The 15,463-nt window shown below is 64.2% G+C and carries 13 protein-coding genes; 5 read left to right on the plus strand and 8 right to left on the minus strand.

Annotated elements, in window-relative coordinates; genetic code table 11:
• Positions 1–99 precede the first annotated feature (99 nt).
• Together HGK27_RS23570 and HGK27_RS23575 are read right to left on the minus strand one after the other, a co-directional pair.
• Complete coding sequence (locus HGK27_RS23570; protein ID WP_206245317.1) at positions 100–1,107, minus strand: ParB/RepB/Spo0J family partition protein; 1,008 nt, start codon at positions 1,105–1,107, stop codon at positions 100–102.
• Positions 1,108–1,153: 46 nt separating this feature from the next.
• Positions 1,154–2,356 (minus strand): AAA family ATPase, encoded by a 1,203-nt coding sequence (locus HGK27_RS23575; protein WP_206245318.1) that lies wholly within the window; start codon positions 2,354–2,356, stop codon positions 1,154–1,156.
• A 375-nt stretch (positions 2,357–2,731) separates the two neighbouring features.
• Here HGK27_RS23575 and HGK27_RS23580 point away from each other — a divergent pair, with 375 nt between their 5' ends.
• Positions 2,732–3,043, plus strand: a complete 312-nt coding sequence (locus HGK27_RS23580) for a hypothetical protein (RefSeq protein ID WP_206245319.1) — start codon at positions 2,732–2,734, stop codon at positions 3,041–3,043.
• A gap of 421 nt (positions 3,044–3,464) precedes the next feature.
• Here the strand turns inward: HGK27_RS23580 and HGK27_RS23585 are convergent, their stop codons facing one another.
• From HGK27_RS23585 to HGK27_RS23600, 4 genes are all read right to left on the minus strand, one after another.
• Entirely contained in the window at positions 3,465–4,703 is a 1,239-nt protein-coding gene (locus HGK27_RS23585; protein ID WP_206245320.1) for a replication initiator protein A, read from the minus strand.
• A gap of 1,016 nt (positions 4,704–5,719) precedes the next feature.
• Entirely contained in the window at positions 5,720–6,802 is a 1,083-nt protein-coding gene (locus HGK27_RS23590) for a ParB/RepB/Spo0J family partition protein (protein WP_206245321.1), read from the minus strand.
• A gap of 89 nt (positions 6,803–6,891) precedes the next feature.
• Complete coding sequence (locus HGK27_RS23595) at positions 6,892–8,121, minus strand: AAA family ATPase (RefSeq protein ID WP_206245518.1); 1,230 nt, start codon at positions 8,119–8,121, stop codon at positions 6,892–6,894.
• A 183-nt stretch (positions 8,122–8,304) separates the two neighbouring features.
• Entirely contained in the window at positions 8,305–8,637 is a 333-nt protein-coding gene (locus tag HGK27_RS23600; protein WP_241127802.1) for a hypothetical protein, read from the minus strand.
• Between the two features lie 106 nt (positions 8,638–8,743).
• Here HGK27_RS23600 and HGK27_RS23605 point away from each other — a divergent pair, with 106 nt between their 5' ends.
• Positions 8,744–9,157 carry a lysozyme inhibitor LprI family protein gene (locus HGK27_RS23605; protein ID WP_206245323.1) on the plus strand — a complete coding sequence of 138 codons (414 nt, stop codon included), beginning with the start codon at positions 8,744–8,746 and terminating at the stop codon, positions 9,155–9,157.
• Positions 9,158–9,162: 5 nt separating this feature from the next.
• On the opposite strand, the gene HGK27_RS23610 is transcribed toward HGK27_RS23605, so the two are convergent.
• Both HGK27_RS23610 and HGK27_RS23615 read right to left on the minus strand, forming a co-directional pair.
• Positions 9,163–10,467: a PQQ-dependent sugar dehydrogenase gene (locus HGK27_RS23610; protein ID WP_206245324.1), complete on the minus strand. Its 1,305-nt coding sequence runs from the start codon at positions 10,465–10,467 to the stop codon at positions 9,163–9,165.
• Positions 10,464–10,901, minus strand: coding sequence for a DUF2231 domain-containing protein (locus HGK27_RS23615; protein ID WP_241127804.1), 438 nt, complete (start codon positions 10,899–10,901; stop codon positions 10,464–10,466). Before HGK27_RS23615 ends, HGK27_RS23610 begins: the two co-directional genes overlap by 4 nt.
• Positions 10,902–11,256: 355 nt before the next feature.
• Here HGK27_RS23615 and HGK27_RS23620 point away from each other — a divergent pair, with 355 nt between their 5' ends.
• Genes HGK27_RS23620 through HGK27_RS23630 form a run of 3 tightly spaced genes read left to right on the plus strand, consistent with a single transcriptional unit; the run spans position 11,257 to position 15,442 of the window.
• Complete coding sequence (locus HGK27_RS23620) at positions 11,257–12,369, plus strand: HlyD family secretion protein (RefSeq protein WP_241127805.1); 1,113 nt, start codon at positions 11,257–11,259, stop codon at positions 12,367–12,369.
• Positions 12,369–13,949, plus strand: coding sequence for a DHA2 family efflux MFS transporter permease subunit (locus HGK27_RS23625; protein ID WP_206245327.1), 1,581 nt, complete (start codon positions 12,369–12,371; stop codon positions 13,947–13,949). The genes HGK27_RS23620 and HGK27_RS23625 overlap by 1 nt, the downstream gene beginning before the upstream one ends.
• On the plus strand, positions 13,946–15,442 hold the full coding sequence (locus HGK27_RS23630; RefSeq protein WP_206245328.1) for an efflux transporter outer membrane subunit: 1,497 nt from the start codon (positions 13,946–13,948) through the stop codon (positions 15,440–15,442). The genes HGK27_RS23625 and HGK27_RS23630 overlap by 4 nt, the downstream gene beginning before the upstream one ends.
• Positions 15,443–15,463 lie beyond the last annotated feature (21 nt).

A 15,463-nucleotide genomic window follows, 5' to 3' on the forward strand; every position in this document is an offset into this window, starting at 1 on the left:
GAGGGCAAATTTCGTGACCAGAGTCGGCGTTGGCCATCGCAGAGGCGCTTTTAGCGGCTTACGCGCCCCAAACCCGAGGGCAGATCGCAGCCGCGCTGATCAAGACCAGTGCTGATCCAGAATCTGCCTGATCGCGGCCTCTGCTTCTTCCCGTGTCGCCCCACCCTTGTGAAGCAAGGTCAGGCGAAGGCCTTTGCGGTCCGCGCCCTCGATACGCAGGATCGGCTTGCCGGACTCGCCGGTCACCGTTTCCGCGCCGGACGTCTTGCGTGGGGCCACCTTCCTCGGCGGCGTGGCCGCTGCCGTCAGCGCGCGGATGATCTCCAGCACGGGCATCGGCTGCCCCGCCACCAACTGCGCTTGCGCCAGCGAGGCTGCTTCCTGAAAGATCAGCGCCCGCGTGTCCTCGGCTTTCAGAAACGGCTTGAGCGCGATCACATTGCGAATGGTCAGCGCCTGCGGCTCGCGAAAGGCCACCATCACTTCGGCGGGCAGACGGGCCAGATCGAGGTAGCGCGTCAGCCAGCTTTCGCTGACCTTGATACGCTCGGCCATGGTCTTCTGGCGGCCATCGTAATAGGCATGCAGCGCGCGCAGATAATCACGGGCGCGTTCGAAATCGCTGAGGTCATCGCGCGCGCGGTTTTCGATATCGGCGATGCGGAAGGCTTCCTCATCGCCCATCTCGCGCACATCGACGAGGAATTTGAAATCAGGATAGTTGTGCGCCCGCAGCCAGCTGACCGACCAGTGGCGACGCGCACCGCAGATCACCTCGAAGTCGAATTGGGGATCGCCCGAAACGCGGCGCACGATAGCGGGGATTTCCTGACGGCCCTGCGCCTTGATGCTCTCGATCAGATCCTCGCAGCGCTGATGGTCGAGCAGCGCATAATCGCGGTTGTGCCCTTCCCACATGCGGCAGCGCGCCGGATCGACCAGCTCATGCGTGCGCGTCACCACCGCGCCCGAAGCCAGCTCGGCAATGCGGTTGCTGCGCCCGGTCAGCACATTAGACGCCATGCCGCTGCGACGGGGTGCGGCATCAGCATTCAGGTCGATGCCTGCGGTCAGATCGGCGGCAAATCCACTGTTCTTCCGGCTCATCTCAAGCCCCTGTTTTTGCAAATTGCACGCGTGCAATTGTCAGCCATCACGCCAGCGCTTCCTGACGCAACCGGGCGCGATGGCTCGGCCACATCGAGCGGATGTCCACCTCGATCTCCTGGTTCACGCCTTCGAGATAGGCGAGGCACCGGTTGCGCACCGCAGAGCTGGTGGCCGGGCCGTCCAGCTCATAGACGGTCATCAGCCGTGCGGTGGCATTGTCGATCTCGGCGGAATCTTTCAGCGGCGTGCGCACCATGGCATGGCCAAAGAGCGTGCGCATCAGATTGAGCAGCTCCTTCTGCATCGACTTGGTCTCATCCACCTTCGATCCCACGAAGCGCAGGAATTGCAGCTCAGGCGCCATATCGAGTTCCGCCAATTGCTCGATGGTTTCATCCAGCATGGCGAGGAAGGCCGCCGTGGAGGAGAAGTCCATCACCGTGGGCGGCACCGGCACGATCAGCGCATTGGCCGCGCGCAGCACTGAAAGCGAGATGGCGCCCAGCGCGGGCGGCGGGTCCATCACGATCACATCGAAGCGATCCGCGATGCTGTCGATCCCCTGCTTGATGCGGTTGAGCAGCCCCCCTCCCCCACGCGCCATGCGCGCAGCCAGCTCATATTCGGACTGGAACAGGCGCAGGTTCGCCGGGATCAGTTCGAGGCCATCGAAATGCGTCTTGCGCAAAGCATAGCCGAGCGAGGAGCGCTCCTCCTCACGCAGGAAGGGGTAGAGCGTATCCTCTTCGCTGAGATCGAGATCCGGGACATAGCCGAAGAGCGTGGTGGCCGAGGCCTGGCTGTCGCAATCGATCAGGGCAACGCGATAGCCCTTGATCGCCAGATATTGCGCCAGATGGACCGAGAGGGTGGACTTGCCCACCCCGCCCTTGAAGTTCTGCACCGCGACCACGCAGCACGGGTCTTCCGGGCTGCGATGGGGTTTGGTGCCAAAGACGGCACGCATGGCGTTGATCTGGGCCAGCGTGTAACGCTCACGCCGGTTGTTCGCGCCGCGCACGGGTTCGGGCAGGCGGCCATCCTTCTCGGCATCGCGAATCGCGGCCGGGGTGCGCCCCACCAGTTCGGCGGCCTTGCCGATGGTGAAGGTGGGCTCACGGCGGTCGCCAGCACGGGCGCTGCGGGCCGAATCGCGCAGCCTTTCCAGCACGGATGAGGTGCGCGCCGCCAGCGTGGCGACCGAAACCAGATCCTGCGTACCTTCTATGCCTAACTCTGCGGACACGATTCTGCCTTTTAAAATTCAGACTATCCTGCGCTGTCTTGCGCTTTTTTGTCAAGATTTGGTCAAATTTCGAAAGGTGAACGTTGGGTGATGCGTGAAAGGCTTGCTGGTGCCAGATGCGGGGGTGAGCAGCAGCGTGTATCTGCGGTGGCGTTGCTCTTTCATAGCTATGCCGAAATTTGGCTGCGAGTGATCTCAGCAGAATGCCCACAGACATGCTCAACGAGGCAGATGCCTATGTTAGAGCCGCCCGTGATCGCCTGCTGGGCCGTCGTGGGATGATTGGCGATCCTTTGAGCTGCCTGACCCCCGGGGCTTTGTGCTTCGTCTCCGGGATATGTTGCTCGGGAACGCTGGTCCGGATCTCGCGCCTGATTGGCCGGGCCCATCGGCGTTAAAAGTCAGCTTGTCGATTTCGGATGCCTGAGCGTCGGCCTCTTCGGTCTGGCTGTGGAAGCAGGCTATCCAGCTGGCGCTGAACCGGCCTTGCGCCTCCATCTCGCCTTTCAACCTGCAATCGAGGCTTACAGTCAAGCTATGGCGTTGGCGCTGCTCTATAACTGTCCGGTGGTTGTCAAAGCAGGATGCCGGCCTGAAGGCGCGATCTGGCCTGATCCGCTTCGCTTTGTGCCTGAAACAGGGGTTTGCGGCATCGGCCCCTTATCCCCTTCATCCATTCCCAAATGAAACCATCAGCGGGGTTAGATGGGTTAAATCTGAAGTTAAAGAAGTTAAGCGCCCCGGCAATGCCCGTGACTCGCGGATTCCTGCGTGAGTCGCTGCAAACCCGGTTCCTGATGTGTCGAAAGAGTGTTCCTGAAGGATCGAAGCCCTGTTCCCGAAAGATCGAACGCCCGTTCCCAAAGGATCGAAGGTCACGTTTTGCCCGTTCCCGGAGTGTCGAAGCACCCGATTGAAGGGCGATGAAACGGCGCGAGTTGAATCAGTTTGCATCGCATCGTCACGAACAAGCTTCAAACTTTCGGAGAGCGGGTGGAGAAGGCTGAACGGGGCCTAACAAATTTCCGGGCCGGTGCGGGATTTTTCACAAGGCCCCCAATCCGGCCCGACACTTCGGGAACGCCCTCCCCGCCAGAGGGCGCTCCGCTCAGCGCAGCTGATGCTTGTGCTTCTCGTGATACTGCTTCACCCAACCGATGAAGGCCTTCTGCCAGTTGACGGGCGACCGCGTTGCATCGGCGGCGATGTAGCTCTCGAACTCGGCGTGCAGCGTATAGAGGTCCCAGCCCGGGCAGGTCCGGCGCAGGTAATCCATGGTCTCATCGGTCATGAAGCCGCGCGTGGCTGCATCCGAGAGGCCCGCGACCGCCTGACGCACCAGCGCCTTGGCATCGATCAGCGGCTCGGCAGGCTCTTCCTTCTTGCGGCGCGGCGCCTTGGCCTCGGACGCGACGGCGGCGGGCTGCTCTGCCCCGCCCTGCTCCACGATCTGTTCGATGACCTGTTGGCTGGAACCCGGATCGATATCCTTCATCCGGTCCGCGCCATCCTTGCCATCGACACGGCGCATGCGCAGCATCGGCTCACCCTCGCGGCTCGTTTCGACCGACAGCGCATAGCCGGGCAGATCGTTCTTCTCGGCCAGCTTGAGCATCTCGAACTTGAAGCGGCGATACTGCCCCTCCGCGCCAGACTTCTCGTAAAGCACCGGCATGGAGATGGCGAAGCCCGCATCCCCTGCCCCGCCCGCATGCTTGCGCGCCACCTTGTAGAGCCAGCGCTCACGCCCGCCGGTGATGGCGAAATAGGCGCGGTCGATCGACAGCACCCCGCCCTTCATCATCACCCCTTCCCAGAACCAGTTCGACAGCTCGATGGTCATGCCGCGCGAACGCTCGGTCCTTTCATCGACCAGCTGCGTCCAGCCATCCAGCCAGCTGAAGGTCGCCTCGCGGCGGTTCTCGGCGCGGATGTTGGTCTTGATGGTGGTGGCCACAAGCCTGTCCAGCGCCTGGCCCAGCAGCTCATAGGCGCGGCCCGTGGTGGGGCGGCCGATGGCACGCAGCAGGTCATAGGGCATGATGTTGAGCTTGCGCGGCACATCATTGGCGCCGCGCCGCGCCATATCGGCCAGCACGCTGGCGCAATAGATCAGAATGTCCGCGTCCCAGATCGTGGCCATGCCATAGTCGGCATTGGCCGAGACATGGACCCACAGCTTGCCATCGGGGCTGGTGTAATCGATCGGGTTGGAGCGCTTCGACTTGGCCAGGCTGAAGAAGGGGCGCTCCATCATCTCGCGCTGGTCGCGCAGCGCCAGGTCGGCGATATAGGGCAGGAACAGGTCGAACTGGTCTGTCGTCGGCGGTTTGCTGGCGCGAGTCACGGGCGGTCCTTGGCGAAGTCTGAGCGGGTTGAGCGCTTTGCCTTTGGTTTGTTTCCCCGGGGAAACCAGCCGTAGGTCCGTTCAACGTGGTTGGGCAAGCCGCAGGCGAGTTCAACGCAGTTAAACATGGGGCAGTCGCGCTCAGCCCGCTCAAGCGTGCCTCGGGCGCGGGGCTTTATGCCTGTCACGCCTTTGGCTGAATTCTATGCCGCCAGATCAGCCGAATGCGAATCTGGCAGCCTTCAAACGCCGCCAGCGAATCCGGCGACGTCAACCATGATGCCGCGAAAACCGTTTTGGAGAAACCCGCTGGGCCGATGTTTCCCCGGGGAAACGAGCAGGAAGGCAGATCAGCGCAGTTAAATGAGCCGCAGGCGAGTTCAGCGCAGTAAAGGAGCCACCTGTCAGATCTGCTCAGTTGAGCTTGGACATGGCGATTCAGCGCGGTCAGCTTTCTTCGACTGTCTCACAAGGGCTGGGAGGATGGATGAAGGGGGAAGGAAGGAAGAGAAGATGCGAGGGTCATAACCCTCGCGCTCCCTTGAATGTCTGCCTTGTGCCTCGGGTTCGGCCGCAGAGCTGATGTCGCAGCGTTGAAGCCGAGAAAACTGCCTGCGGCGCCTTGGGTATTGCTGGTGAGGAGAGGGGGCGTGCAGCGGCCTTTACGGGTGCGGGCGGAATATGTTTCCCCGGGGAAACACACCGGACGTGGAGCACGCACAGGGCACGCAAGCGAAGCCAAATCTTCCCGCAGCGATATGGAATAAAGGGGAGGGTGCTCTGGCGAATAGCACGAGGGACAAGGTGCAGCGTTCAAGCGCAGAGCCATCCAAACCAACGGATAAATCTGGCGAGAATCTGCAAGCATGGCGTGGTGCCCATTCTGCCATGCCTTTGCGAAAATACGCTTTGGGCAAAACAAAGGACGGTGTTTCCCCGGGGAAACACCGTCCTGATGACCTTCAGCATTGTTTAGACCGCAAGCCCCAAAACAGAGCTTGGGGGCAGTTCCGCCGTTAAGGCCGCACGCCCTTGCCCTGCTCTTCCAGCGCGACCAGCGCCTCACGAAAAGCATCGACCAGCTCTTCGATGCGCGCGCCCGATCCGGCATGCACGCGCACTGTCGCGCCCTGCCGATTGGCCGAGACCACCGACAGGCCCGTCCGCCCATGATCCGAGATCCAGCTGAACATCGATGCTGCCGGCGCCTCATCCGCACGTGGCGCCGCCAGCAGCCGCGCCAGCACCTCAGCGGCGGGCAGGGCAGGGGAGCCCGTCTTCGCCCGGCTTGCCTGCTCGGTCGCCAGGGCTTTGGCGGCGCGAAGGATCGCCGGAGCGGCCAGCTTATCATCCATTGCCTGCGCCAGCGGATAGGCCGGCTTCAACTGCACCTCGGCGGGCGAGGCGAAGGCCGCCACCACCGCATCGGGCAGGCTCGCCACCTTGAGCATCTTCGAGAGCCAGCCCTTGGAGAGCTTCAGCCGCTCAGCCATGCGGCTCTGGTGATTGCCGTAATGCGATTTGAGCGCGGCGGCATAATTGCGCGCCCGCTCCAGATCGGAGACATCCTTGCGCGCCCGGTTCTCCAGATCGGCAAGGCGGAAGGCCGCTTCGTCATCAAGCTGCGCCACCTGCGCAACGAACATCATCTCCGGATAGGAGTGCGCCCGCAGCCAGCTGATCGACCAATGGCGCCGCGTGCCCGCGATCACCTCATAATCGTAATCCGGATCGCCCTCGATGCGCCGCACCACGGCGGGCACCTTCTGGCCGCCCTCGGCGACGATGGAATCGATCAGCTCCTGGCACGAGGCTTCGGAGAGATGCTCATAGGATCGCGCATTGCCAGCCCACACCCGCACCTTGGCCGGATCGAGCAGCAATTGCGTGACCTGCCGCACCTCGCCGCTGGCCACCCGGGCCAGAGCGCTTTCCCGCCCCAGCAGCGTGGTGCCGCGCGCGCGCTGCATGCGCGGATCGGGGGCAGGGGCGGGCGCCGGAGCTTGCGGCGCGACAGCTGCCGACACTTCGGGAACGCTCTCTTCCTCGACATCGTCGGCCAAAAGGGCGGCAAGATAATCGGATTGTTTGCGCGCCATATCAGCTCCGATTCACAAAAGAGGTTGAGAACATATCGAAAACGCCTGCCTGTAGGCAAGCAGGTCCGAAATCGTCGGGCCCCGAAGCGTCAGACCGCGGCATGAAGCACATCCTCCTCACGCGCGGGGGCCACGCGGCCCCAGCCCTGACGGATCAGCTGCTCGATCTGGGCCAGCGACTCATCGAGGTTCGCCTTGCAGCGCTTGTGGGTCTTGGCGGTGCCGATCGGCTTCTCCAGCTCATAGACGGTCATCATGCGCAAAGCCGCGTGGCTGATCTCGGCGCTTTCCAGAATGGGCACCGGCAGCAGAGCGGGCCCAAAAGCCTGCTCCATGATCGAGCGGACCATCGCATGGCTGGGATCATTGCCGTCAAACTTGGAACAGAGCAGGCGGACGAACTGGTAATCCACGGTGATCCCGGCAGACACCAGCTGGCCGATCACCTGATCCATCATCGAGAGGAACTGCACTGTCGAGCAGAAGTCCGGCGTGGTCGCCGCCAGCGGCACCAGCAGCGCATTGGCCGCCTGCATCACCGCCAGCGAGATCGTGCCCAGCGCCGGCGGCGGATCAAGCAGCACCACATCATAGTTGCGCGCCAGATCCAGCAGACCCTGCTTCAGCTTGCGGAAACGCGCGGCCAGCACCGATTGCCCATCGGAACCGGCGGCGGCGAGCTCATACTCCACATCGAAGAGTTCCAGATTCGACGGGATCAGATCGACATTGGGCCAGGACGTCGGCTTCACCGCATAAAGCAGATCGGTCTGGGTCGGATCGATCGAGAGATAGGGGTACAGCGTCTCTTCCCGCGTGATGTTGAAATGCGGGTTGAAGCCGAACAGCGTGGTGGTTGTGGCCTGGCTGTCGCAATCGACGACCAGCACGCGATAGCCCTGCACCGCGAAATAATGCGCCAGATGGGTGGTGACGGTGGACTTGCCCACGCCGCCCTTGAAGTTCTGCACCGCGATCATCGCGGGCACGTCCAGCGGTGCGCGCGCGGGCGAGGCGCCCAGCACATCGCGCATCTTGAGCATATCTTCCACCGAATAGCCGATTCGGCGGCCATTCTCACCCGCCGGGGCAGGGGGCAGGCGGCCATCGTCTTCGGCCATGCGGATGCGGTTGGTGGAGCAACCCAGCAGCTGCGCCGCCTCGGCAATGCCGAAACGGACGTTGAGCGCCTTGCGACTATCGGGCAGAAAAGCCTTGCGGCGCAGGCGTTCGATCATCTTTTCACCGGCGGCAGCCAGATCGCCGATCTGATCGACAACGGGATGCAGCGCAGAAGGGTAAGCCGCTCCCGGCTTCATCGCAGAGGACTCATCGATCATTGAATGCACTTCCCGAAGCTGTTTAGGGATTGAACGTTTACAGCCGTCATTTCGCAGAAATGAATTCAATTGGCAATGATCGATTGTAGAGCAACGGATGTGTTGTCTGACGACAAGTCAGGGCCGCCGTGCTTTTCGCTCTTCAGCGGTTCCTATGCTTGGTCATGCGGCGCGCGATCTCCGCATAAGCACGCCGCCGAAGATCGAAAGCGCCGCCCCCAGCCCGATCAGCAGCATCGAGAGGGCATAGCTGCCGACCTCGCTGTTGTTGGCCGCACTGATCGACCGCGCCGCGTCCTGGGCATCGGTGGCGGTGACGGTGGTGGCGAAGGCTTTCTCGCCGCATTGCGCGATCATGGCCGTATCCGCGCCGCGTGCTTTCATGACAGTCTGGCATTGCTGAGTCAGCGCGGGTTCCGCCGCAGGAGCGCCCGCGCTAAGCTGCATCCAGACCCCGGCGGCCAGACTCAGCAGGCCCGCCACAAGCATGATCATGGGTGTTTTCATGGGGATGGTCGAACCTTCTCAGGAGCAAAAGGGAGCAGGCGGCGTTGTGTTCTCAAATTCGCGCCAAACCGGGGAGGGATGTGTGGCGAAACGCATGAGTCGGCATTTGGTGGCCGTGGCAGTTCTGACCCTGCTGGCCCGCCCGGCTCAGGCGGCAGACAGGACCGCCGCTGCCTTGCAGCATTGCCTCGCCCTGGCCGAGCATGCCTCGACCGGCGGCCAGACCGCCTGCGAAGCCACCGCGCAGCATGATTACGATGGGCGGATCAAGGCCGCCTACACGCTGCTGATGCGGACGCTGCCCACAGAGGCGCGGGTCAGGCTGCAGCAGGCCCAGCGCAGCTGGCTGGCGTTTCGTACCGCCGAAGCAGCCTCGCGCGATGCCCTTTATGCCACGCGGCGCGGCACGCTCTATGTGCCGATGCAGGCTTCCTCGGCCACGCAGGTGATCCGCGACCGGGCCCTGCAGCTGGAAGCCGGTGCCCGCGTTCTAGCCATCGAGCCCTGAATGCGTCAGGGCGCGGCGGCGCTCACCCGCCAGACAGTGTTGCCGACATCATCGGCCACCAGCAGCGCCCCGCGTCCATCCATCGCCACGCCGACCGGGCGACCATGCACCGTGCCGTCCCCGGCGAGGAAGCCGGTCAGCACATCCACCGGCTTGCCGCTGGGGCGCCCGTTGGCGAAGGGGATGAAAACCACGCGGTAGCCGTTGAAGGGATCGCGGTCCCAACTGCCATGCTCGCCCACGAAGGCGCCATTGCGCAATGGCTGGGGCAGAGCGCCGCCATTGTTGGCAAACACCATCCCCAGGGGCGCGACATGCGAGCCCAGCGCATAATCGGGCACGATGGCGCGGGCCACCAGATCGGGGCGCCGGGGCCGCACGCGCGGGTCCACATGGTTGCCGTAATAGCTGTAGGGCCAGCCATAGAAGCCGCCCGGCCGCACCGAGGTGAGATAGTCAGGCACCAGATCGGGGCCAAGTTCGTCACGTTCATTCACCACGGTCCAGAGGGCGTGGCTTTGCGGTTCGAAATTCAACCCGTTGGGATTGCGCAGGCCCTGCGCGAACAGCCGCCACATGCCGGTGGCGCGGTCCACCTCCCAGATGGCGGCGCGGTCCATTTCCGCGCCGATACCGTTCTCGGTGATGTTGCTGTTCGATCCGACGCCGACATAGAGTTTGCTGCCATCCGGGCTGGCGACAAGGCTCTTGGTCCAGTGGTGATCGATCGGGCCGCCGGGCAGATCGACCAGTCTTTGCCCCGGCGCGGTGATCCGCGTGTCGCCCGTTACGTAAGGATAGCGGACGATCGCATCGGTGTTGGCGACATAGAGGTCATTGCCCACCAGCGCCACGCCGAAGGGCGAGTTCAGATTGTCCAGAAAGACGCTGCGCACTTCGGGCTTGCCGTCACCATCGGCGTCGCGCAGCAGGGTGATGCGGTTGGCGCTTTTCGCCTTGGCCCCCGCCGAGCCCTGCACCCAGCCCATGATGATTTCCTTGGGCCGGAAGACGGGGGCTGGTGGACCGTTGCTTTCCACCACCAGCACATCGCCATTGGGCAGCGTGTAGATCGAGCGCGGATGCTCGAAGCCGCTGGCCAGAGCGGCCACGCGCAAGCCTGCGCCGGGCGTGGGCATGGTGTTGCCCCATGGCGTGACCTTGCCCACCTTCATCGGCGGCATCAGATATTGCTGCTGATCCGGCAATTGCGGGTTGGGGCCGGTCTGCGCGCCGGGATCGACAGGCTTCTGCCCGCAGGCCGCCAGCGCCAGCAGCGGGGCAAGGAACAGGGGCGAGAGGCGGTTCATCGCGCCACCTCCCCGTCCAGCTCAACCCAGTGGGCGAGCATCGTCTGGCGCGTGCCGAGCCAGCTTGTCACCAGCACCAGCACGGCCACCACGGCGGAGAGAAAAATGCCCAGCGGCATCACCGATGTATAGGCATCGCGGCTGTGCACAAAGGCGTTGAGCAGCGCCAGCAGCATCACCAGCCCATTGCCCAACCCATGCAGCCACCCCGCACGCGGGCGCCGCACCCGCCGGTTGGCGATAAAGTCGATCAGCCCGGCGATCCCCGCCAGCACGCCCATCACCAGCCCGGCCACGATCAGCCATGCCGAAAAATTGGCCCATTGCATCTGCGTGCTGGCCACATAGGCCCAGTCGGTCAGAAAGGCGCCGGTGAAGCAGGCGATGGGATAGGCCGAAAGGATCACATGCAGCGGGTAGATGGCAGGCAACACGCCCCGGGCCCGGGGAGAGGCATATGGTCGGCTTGGCGGACTATTGCTGGCAGCGCTGGCCATGCTCGCTCTCCTGTCGGGCGTTGGCGGGGGCCGTGAACGGCATCATGGGGTTTACTATCGTTTGCCGGGGCCGATGTTCCGGCGGCGGGGTGCAAGGAACAATTCCGCCCGCATTCCTTTCCTGCTCCTGAGGTTCGGCTCTTGTCGAACCGAACCTCAGGCCTTCTTTCGTGATTGTTCGAGCCGCCGGATGAATCCCGCCCGGCCTGATGTCACGCTGGACCTGCGCAGCTTCGCGGAAAGGATAACGCCTTGACCCGACGATCCCTTTCCCATGCAGCAGCACCATAGCATGGCGGACGACAAGGAGCCGGAGCAGGACGCTCCCGATACGGCTGACAAGCAGGCCCCCAGGGATGAGGACCAGCACGAGACTCCGCTGCTCAAGCGCCCGATGTTCTGGATCGTGGGCGGCGGCGTGGCGACGGTGGTGCTGATCGGCGGCTTTCTGTGGTGGCTCGATGCGCGCCATTACGAGGACACGGACGATGCCTTTGTCGACGCGCATATCGTGCGTCTGGCGGCGCAAACCACGGGGCGGCTGACCGCCGTTTATGCCGCGGACAACCGCCATGTTCACAAGGGCGACCTGCTGGCCACCATCGAGCCGGAAACGCCCGCCGCCACCTTTCAGGAGGCGAAATCCAACGTCGCTCAGGCCGATGCCGCCATCGCGCAGGCGCAAGCGAAAGTGCTGTCCGCCATCGCCGCGCAGCGGCAAGCGCGGGCCGATGCTCTGGGCCCCGCTGCCAATGCGGCCAAGGCTCAGGCCGACTATCATCGCTATCTCGATCTGCAGGCGCGCGACCATATGGCCGTGGCGCCCACGCAGATCGATGCCGCCCGCGCCCAGGCCGAGGCCAGCGCGGCGCAAGCCCTTGCCGCGCGCCGCCAGATCGACAGCGCCGCCGCCAATGTGCTGGCCGCCCGCAAGGAGGTGCAGTCGGCCCAGGCCAACCGGCAGGCCGCGCAGGCCCGGCAAAATCAGGCCAATGTGACGGTCTCCTACACCACGATCCGCGCGCCCATCGACGGGCAGGTGGTGAACCGCTCGGTCAATGTCGGCAGCTATGTGGCGCCGGGCCAGCAATTGCTGGCCATCGTGCCCGACGATCTGTGGGTCACCGCCAATTTCAAGGAAACCCAGCTCGATCATATGCGGCCCGGCCAGCCCGTGCGCATCCGCATCGATGCCTATCCCGGCGTGGATTTCCCCGGCCATGTCGATTCGATCCAGCGCGGCGCGGGGCAGGCCTTTGCCGTGCTGCCGCCGCAGAATGCCACAGGCAATTATGTGAAGGTGGTGCAGCGCGTGCCGGTGCGTATCCTGTTCAACAACCGGCCCGATCCGGCCTATGTCATCGGCCCGGGCATGTCGGTCGTGCCGCGCGTGACCGTGCGCTGATGCCGGCCTCCACCGCCACGCAATGGACCGATGAGCGCTCCGCCGCGGGCAAGCGCAATCCATGGCTGATCGTGGGCATCATCTCCATGGCGACCTTCATGGAGGTGCTGGATACCTCGATCGCCAATGTCTCGCTCACCCATATTGCGGGCAGCCTTTCGGCCAGCACCGATGAATCGACATGGGTGCTCACCAGCTATCTGGTGGCCAATGCGGTGGTGATCCCGCTCTCGGGCTGGCTGTCGGATGTGATCGGGCGCAAGCGCTATTACATGATCTCGGTGGGGCTTTTCGGCATTTCCTCACTGTGCTGCGGTTTCGCGCCCAATCTGGCGATGCTGATCGCGGCGCGGATCTTTCAGGGCATGGGCGGGGGAGGGCTGGCCCCTTCCGAACAATCCATTCTGGCCGATACCTTCCCGCCCGAAAAACGCGGACAGGCCTTTGCCGCCTATGGCATCGTGGTGGTGGTGGGGCCGGTGCTGGGGCCCACGCTGGGCGGCTGGATCACCGACAATTTCAGCTGGCACTGGATCTTCCTGATTAACGTGCCGGTCTCGATCCTCTCGCTGTTCCTCGTGCATTTTATCGTCAGCGAGCCCGAGGTGCTGGAAAAGGAACGGCGCGAGCGCTGGAAGGGCGGCCTTAGCGTCGATTACGTTGGCTTCATTCTGGTGGTGCTGGGCCTCGGCTGCCTTGAGATCACACTGGATCGCGGCGAAACCGACAACTGGTTTGCCAGCACCTTCATCTGCAGCACCGCGATCATCAGCGGCACCTCATTGGTGGGTTTGATCTTCTGGGAGCTGAACCACAAGGAGCCGATCCTCGACCTGCGTCTGCTGGGCAACCGCAACTTCGCCGTCACCACCACCTTTATGCTGACCACCGGCGCGGTGCTGTTCGGCACCACCGCCATCCTGCCGCAGATGCTGCAGCAGGTCTTTGGCTATGACGCCAGCACGGCGGGCATGGCGATGACCACCGGAGGCCTCGCCACGCTGGTCGCCATGGTGATCGTGGGAAGGCTGGCGGGCAAGGTCGATACGCGGCTGCTGTTGATCCCGGCGCTCGCCAGCCAGGCGGCGGCGCTGTGGTATATGACCGGCTGGAACACGCAGATCAGCTTTCACGATGCCTCGATGGGGCGGCTGATCTCGGCGGCGGGGCTGCCTTTCCTGTTTATCCCGATCCAGACGGCGGCCTATGTGGGTCTGAAGCCGGAAAGCACCAATGATGCCTCCTCGATCCTCAATGTGGCGCGCAATCTGGGGGGCAGCTTCGGCATTGCGATCACCCAGGCCGCGCTGATCGAGCGCGGGCAGTTCCATCAGTCGCGCATCGTCGAGACATTGAGCCCGCTGAACCCCAATTATACCGAGGCGCTGTCGCAGGCCGGCCCCGCGCTGGGGCTGAGCGATCCGGATGGCGGCATGGCGGTGATCTACCGGCAGGTGCAGCAGCAGGCCGAGATGCTCTCCTACATCGATGTCTTTCATGGCTTTATGATCTTCGTGCTGCTGGTGCTGCCGCTGGGGCTGCTGATCCGGCAGGGCAAAAGCGCGGGAGGCCACGCATGAAGATGCGGCTCTCCCTGTTTGCATTGCTGGCGCTGGCGGGCTGCACCGTCGGCCCGAATTACAGCGAGCCCAAACCGCCAACGCCCGCTGTCTTTGCGGAGGCTGATGGCCCGCAGACCACGCCCGATCTGCAAGGCTGGTGGCAGGCCTATCATGATCCCGAACTCGAACGGCTGATCGCCATGGGGCTGGCCGACAATCCGGACCTCAAATCCGCCGCCGCCCGCATTCGCGAGGCAAGGGCGCAGGTGAAGGTGGCGCGTTCGGCCTATTTCCCGCAGGTCAACGCCAGCGCGGGCAGCAATTATGAGCGCTTCAGCAAGAACGCCGGATTGTCCTCACTGGCCAGCCTGCTGGGCGGGGGGAGTGGCGGCTCCAGCAGCGGCGGCGGTTCCTCCGGCACGCCCGGCGGCATCGCTTTGCCCGGCGATTCCATCACCGTCTATTCGGCCGGCTTTGACGCCAGTTGGGAACTGGACCTCTTCGGCGGCACGCGCCGCAGCGTGGAGGGCGCCCGCGCCCGCGCCGAAGCCGCCGTGTGGAACGCGCGCGATGCGCAACTTTCGCTGATCGCCGAAATCGTCGACAGCTATCTGCAACTGCGCACCCTGCAGGCCCGCGAGCAGGTCGCGCGCGAGGAGGTGGAGCGGCAGGAAAAACGCCTCGCCATCCTCGACCATACCGCGCAATCGGGCCTGACGCCTCAGGGCGACTTTATCCGCCAGCGCGCGCAACTGGCGCAGGCGCAGGCCGCCGTCGCCCCCATCGTCGCGGAGGGCAAGGCGCAGATGCATGGGCTCGGTACGCTGGTGGGCCGCACGCCCGATATGCTGATCGCCGAGCTTGCCACTGTGCCGCCGCCGCTGCCCGCGCCGCCTGTCGTTCCTGCCGGGCTGCCCTCCGATCTGCTGCGCCGCCGCCCCGATGTGCGGATGGCCGAAAGGCAGTTGGCGGCCGCCACAGCCGATGTCGGCGTCGCCGTGGCCGATCTCTATCCGCGCTTCACGCTGACGGGGGCATCGCAACTGATCTCCACTGCGCTGGGCAACCTCTTCACCGGAGACAGTCTGCAGCTGACGGGCGCGGCGCAGGCCATGTTCCCCATCCTCGACTGGGGCAAGCGCAAGGGGCAGGTCGCCCAGCGCAAGGCTCAGGCGGATGAGGCCTATTACACCTATCAGAAGACCGTGCTCACCGCCCTGCGCGATGTGGAAGACGCGCTGATCCGCATCCGCAGCGAGCAGGACCGCAACCGCGCCCTGCAAGGCGGCCTTGCCGATGCCAGTCGCGCGACTCAGGTGGTGGAGGCGCGCTATGCCTCGGGGCTGGTCGATTATGGCGCGGTGCTCGATGCACGGGCCTCGGACATCACCGCCCATGACGCCCTGATCCAGAGCGATGGCGCCCTGCGCCGCGACACGCTGGCCCTGACCAAGGCGCTGGGCGGCGGCTGGGAAGGCCTGCCTTTGCCTGAGGCCGCGCCGCGTCTGTAAACGCAGTCAGGCGTTCCGGTC

The organism is Novosphingobium terrae (assembly GCF_017163935.1).
GTDB classification, from domain to species: domain Bacteria; phylum Pseudomonadota; class Alphaproteobacteria; order Sphingomonadales; family Sphingomonadaceae; genus Novosphingobium; species Novosphingobium terrae.

Excerpts from the sequence above, each read along its gene's own strand:
- HGK27_RS23595 (WP_206245518.1), bottom strand. The coding sequence starts at position 8,121 with ATGAAGCCGGGAGCGGCTTACCCTTCTGCGCTGCATCCCGTTGTCGAT.
- HGK27_RS23570 (WP_206245317.1), bottom strand. The coding sequence starts at position 1,107 with ATGAGCCGGAAGAACAGTGGATTTGCCGCCGATCTGACCGCAGGCATC.
- HGK27_RS23605 (WP_206245323.1), top strand. The coding sequence starts at position 8,744 with ATGAGTCGGCATTTGGTGGCCGTGGCAGTTCTGACCCTGCTGGCCCGC.
- HGK27_RS23590 (WP_206245321.1), bottom strand. The coding sequence starts at position 6,802 with ATGGCGCGCAAACAATCCGATTATCTTGCCGCCCTTTTGGCCGACGAT.
- HGK27_RS23625 (WP_206245327.1), top strand. The coding sequence starts at position 12,369 with ATGCCGGCCTCCACCGCCACGCAATGGACCGATGAGCGCTCCGCCGCG.
- HGK27_RS23610 (WP_206245324.1), bottom strand. The coding sequence starts at position 10,467 with ATGAACCGCCTCTCGCCCCTGTTCCTTGCCCCGCTGCTGGCGCTGGCG.
- HGK27_RS23620 (WP_241127805.1), top strand. The coding sequence starts at position 11,257 with ATGGCGGACGACAAGGAGCCGGAGCAGGACGCTCCCGATACGGCTGAC.
- HGK27_RS23630 (WP_206245328.1), top strand. The coding sequence starts at position 13,946 with ATGAAGATGCGGCTCTCCCTGTTTGCATTGCTGGCGCTGGCGGGCTGC.
- HGK27_RS23600 (WP_241127802.1), bottom strand. The coding sequence starts at position 8,637 with ATGATCATGCTTGTGGCGGGCCTGCTGAGTCTGGCCGCCGGGGTCTGG.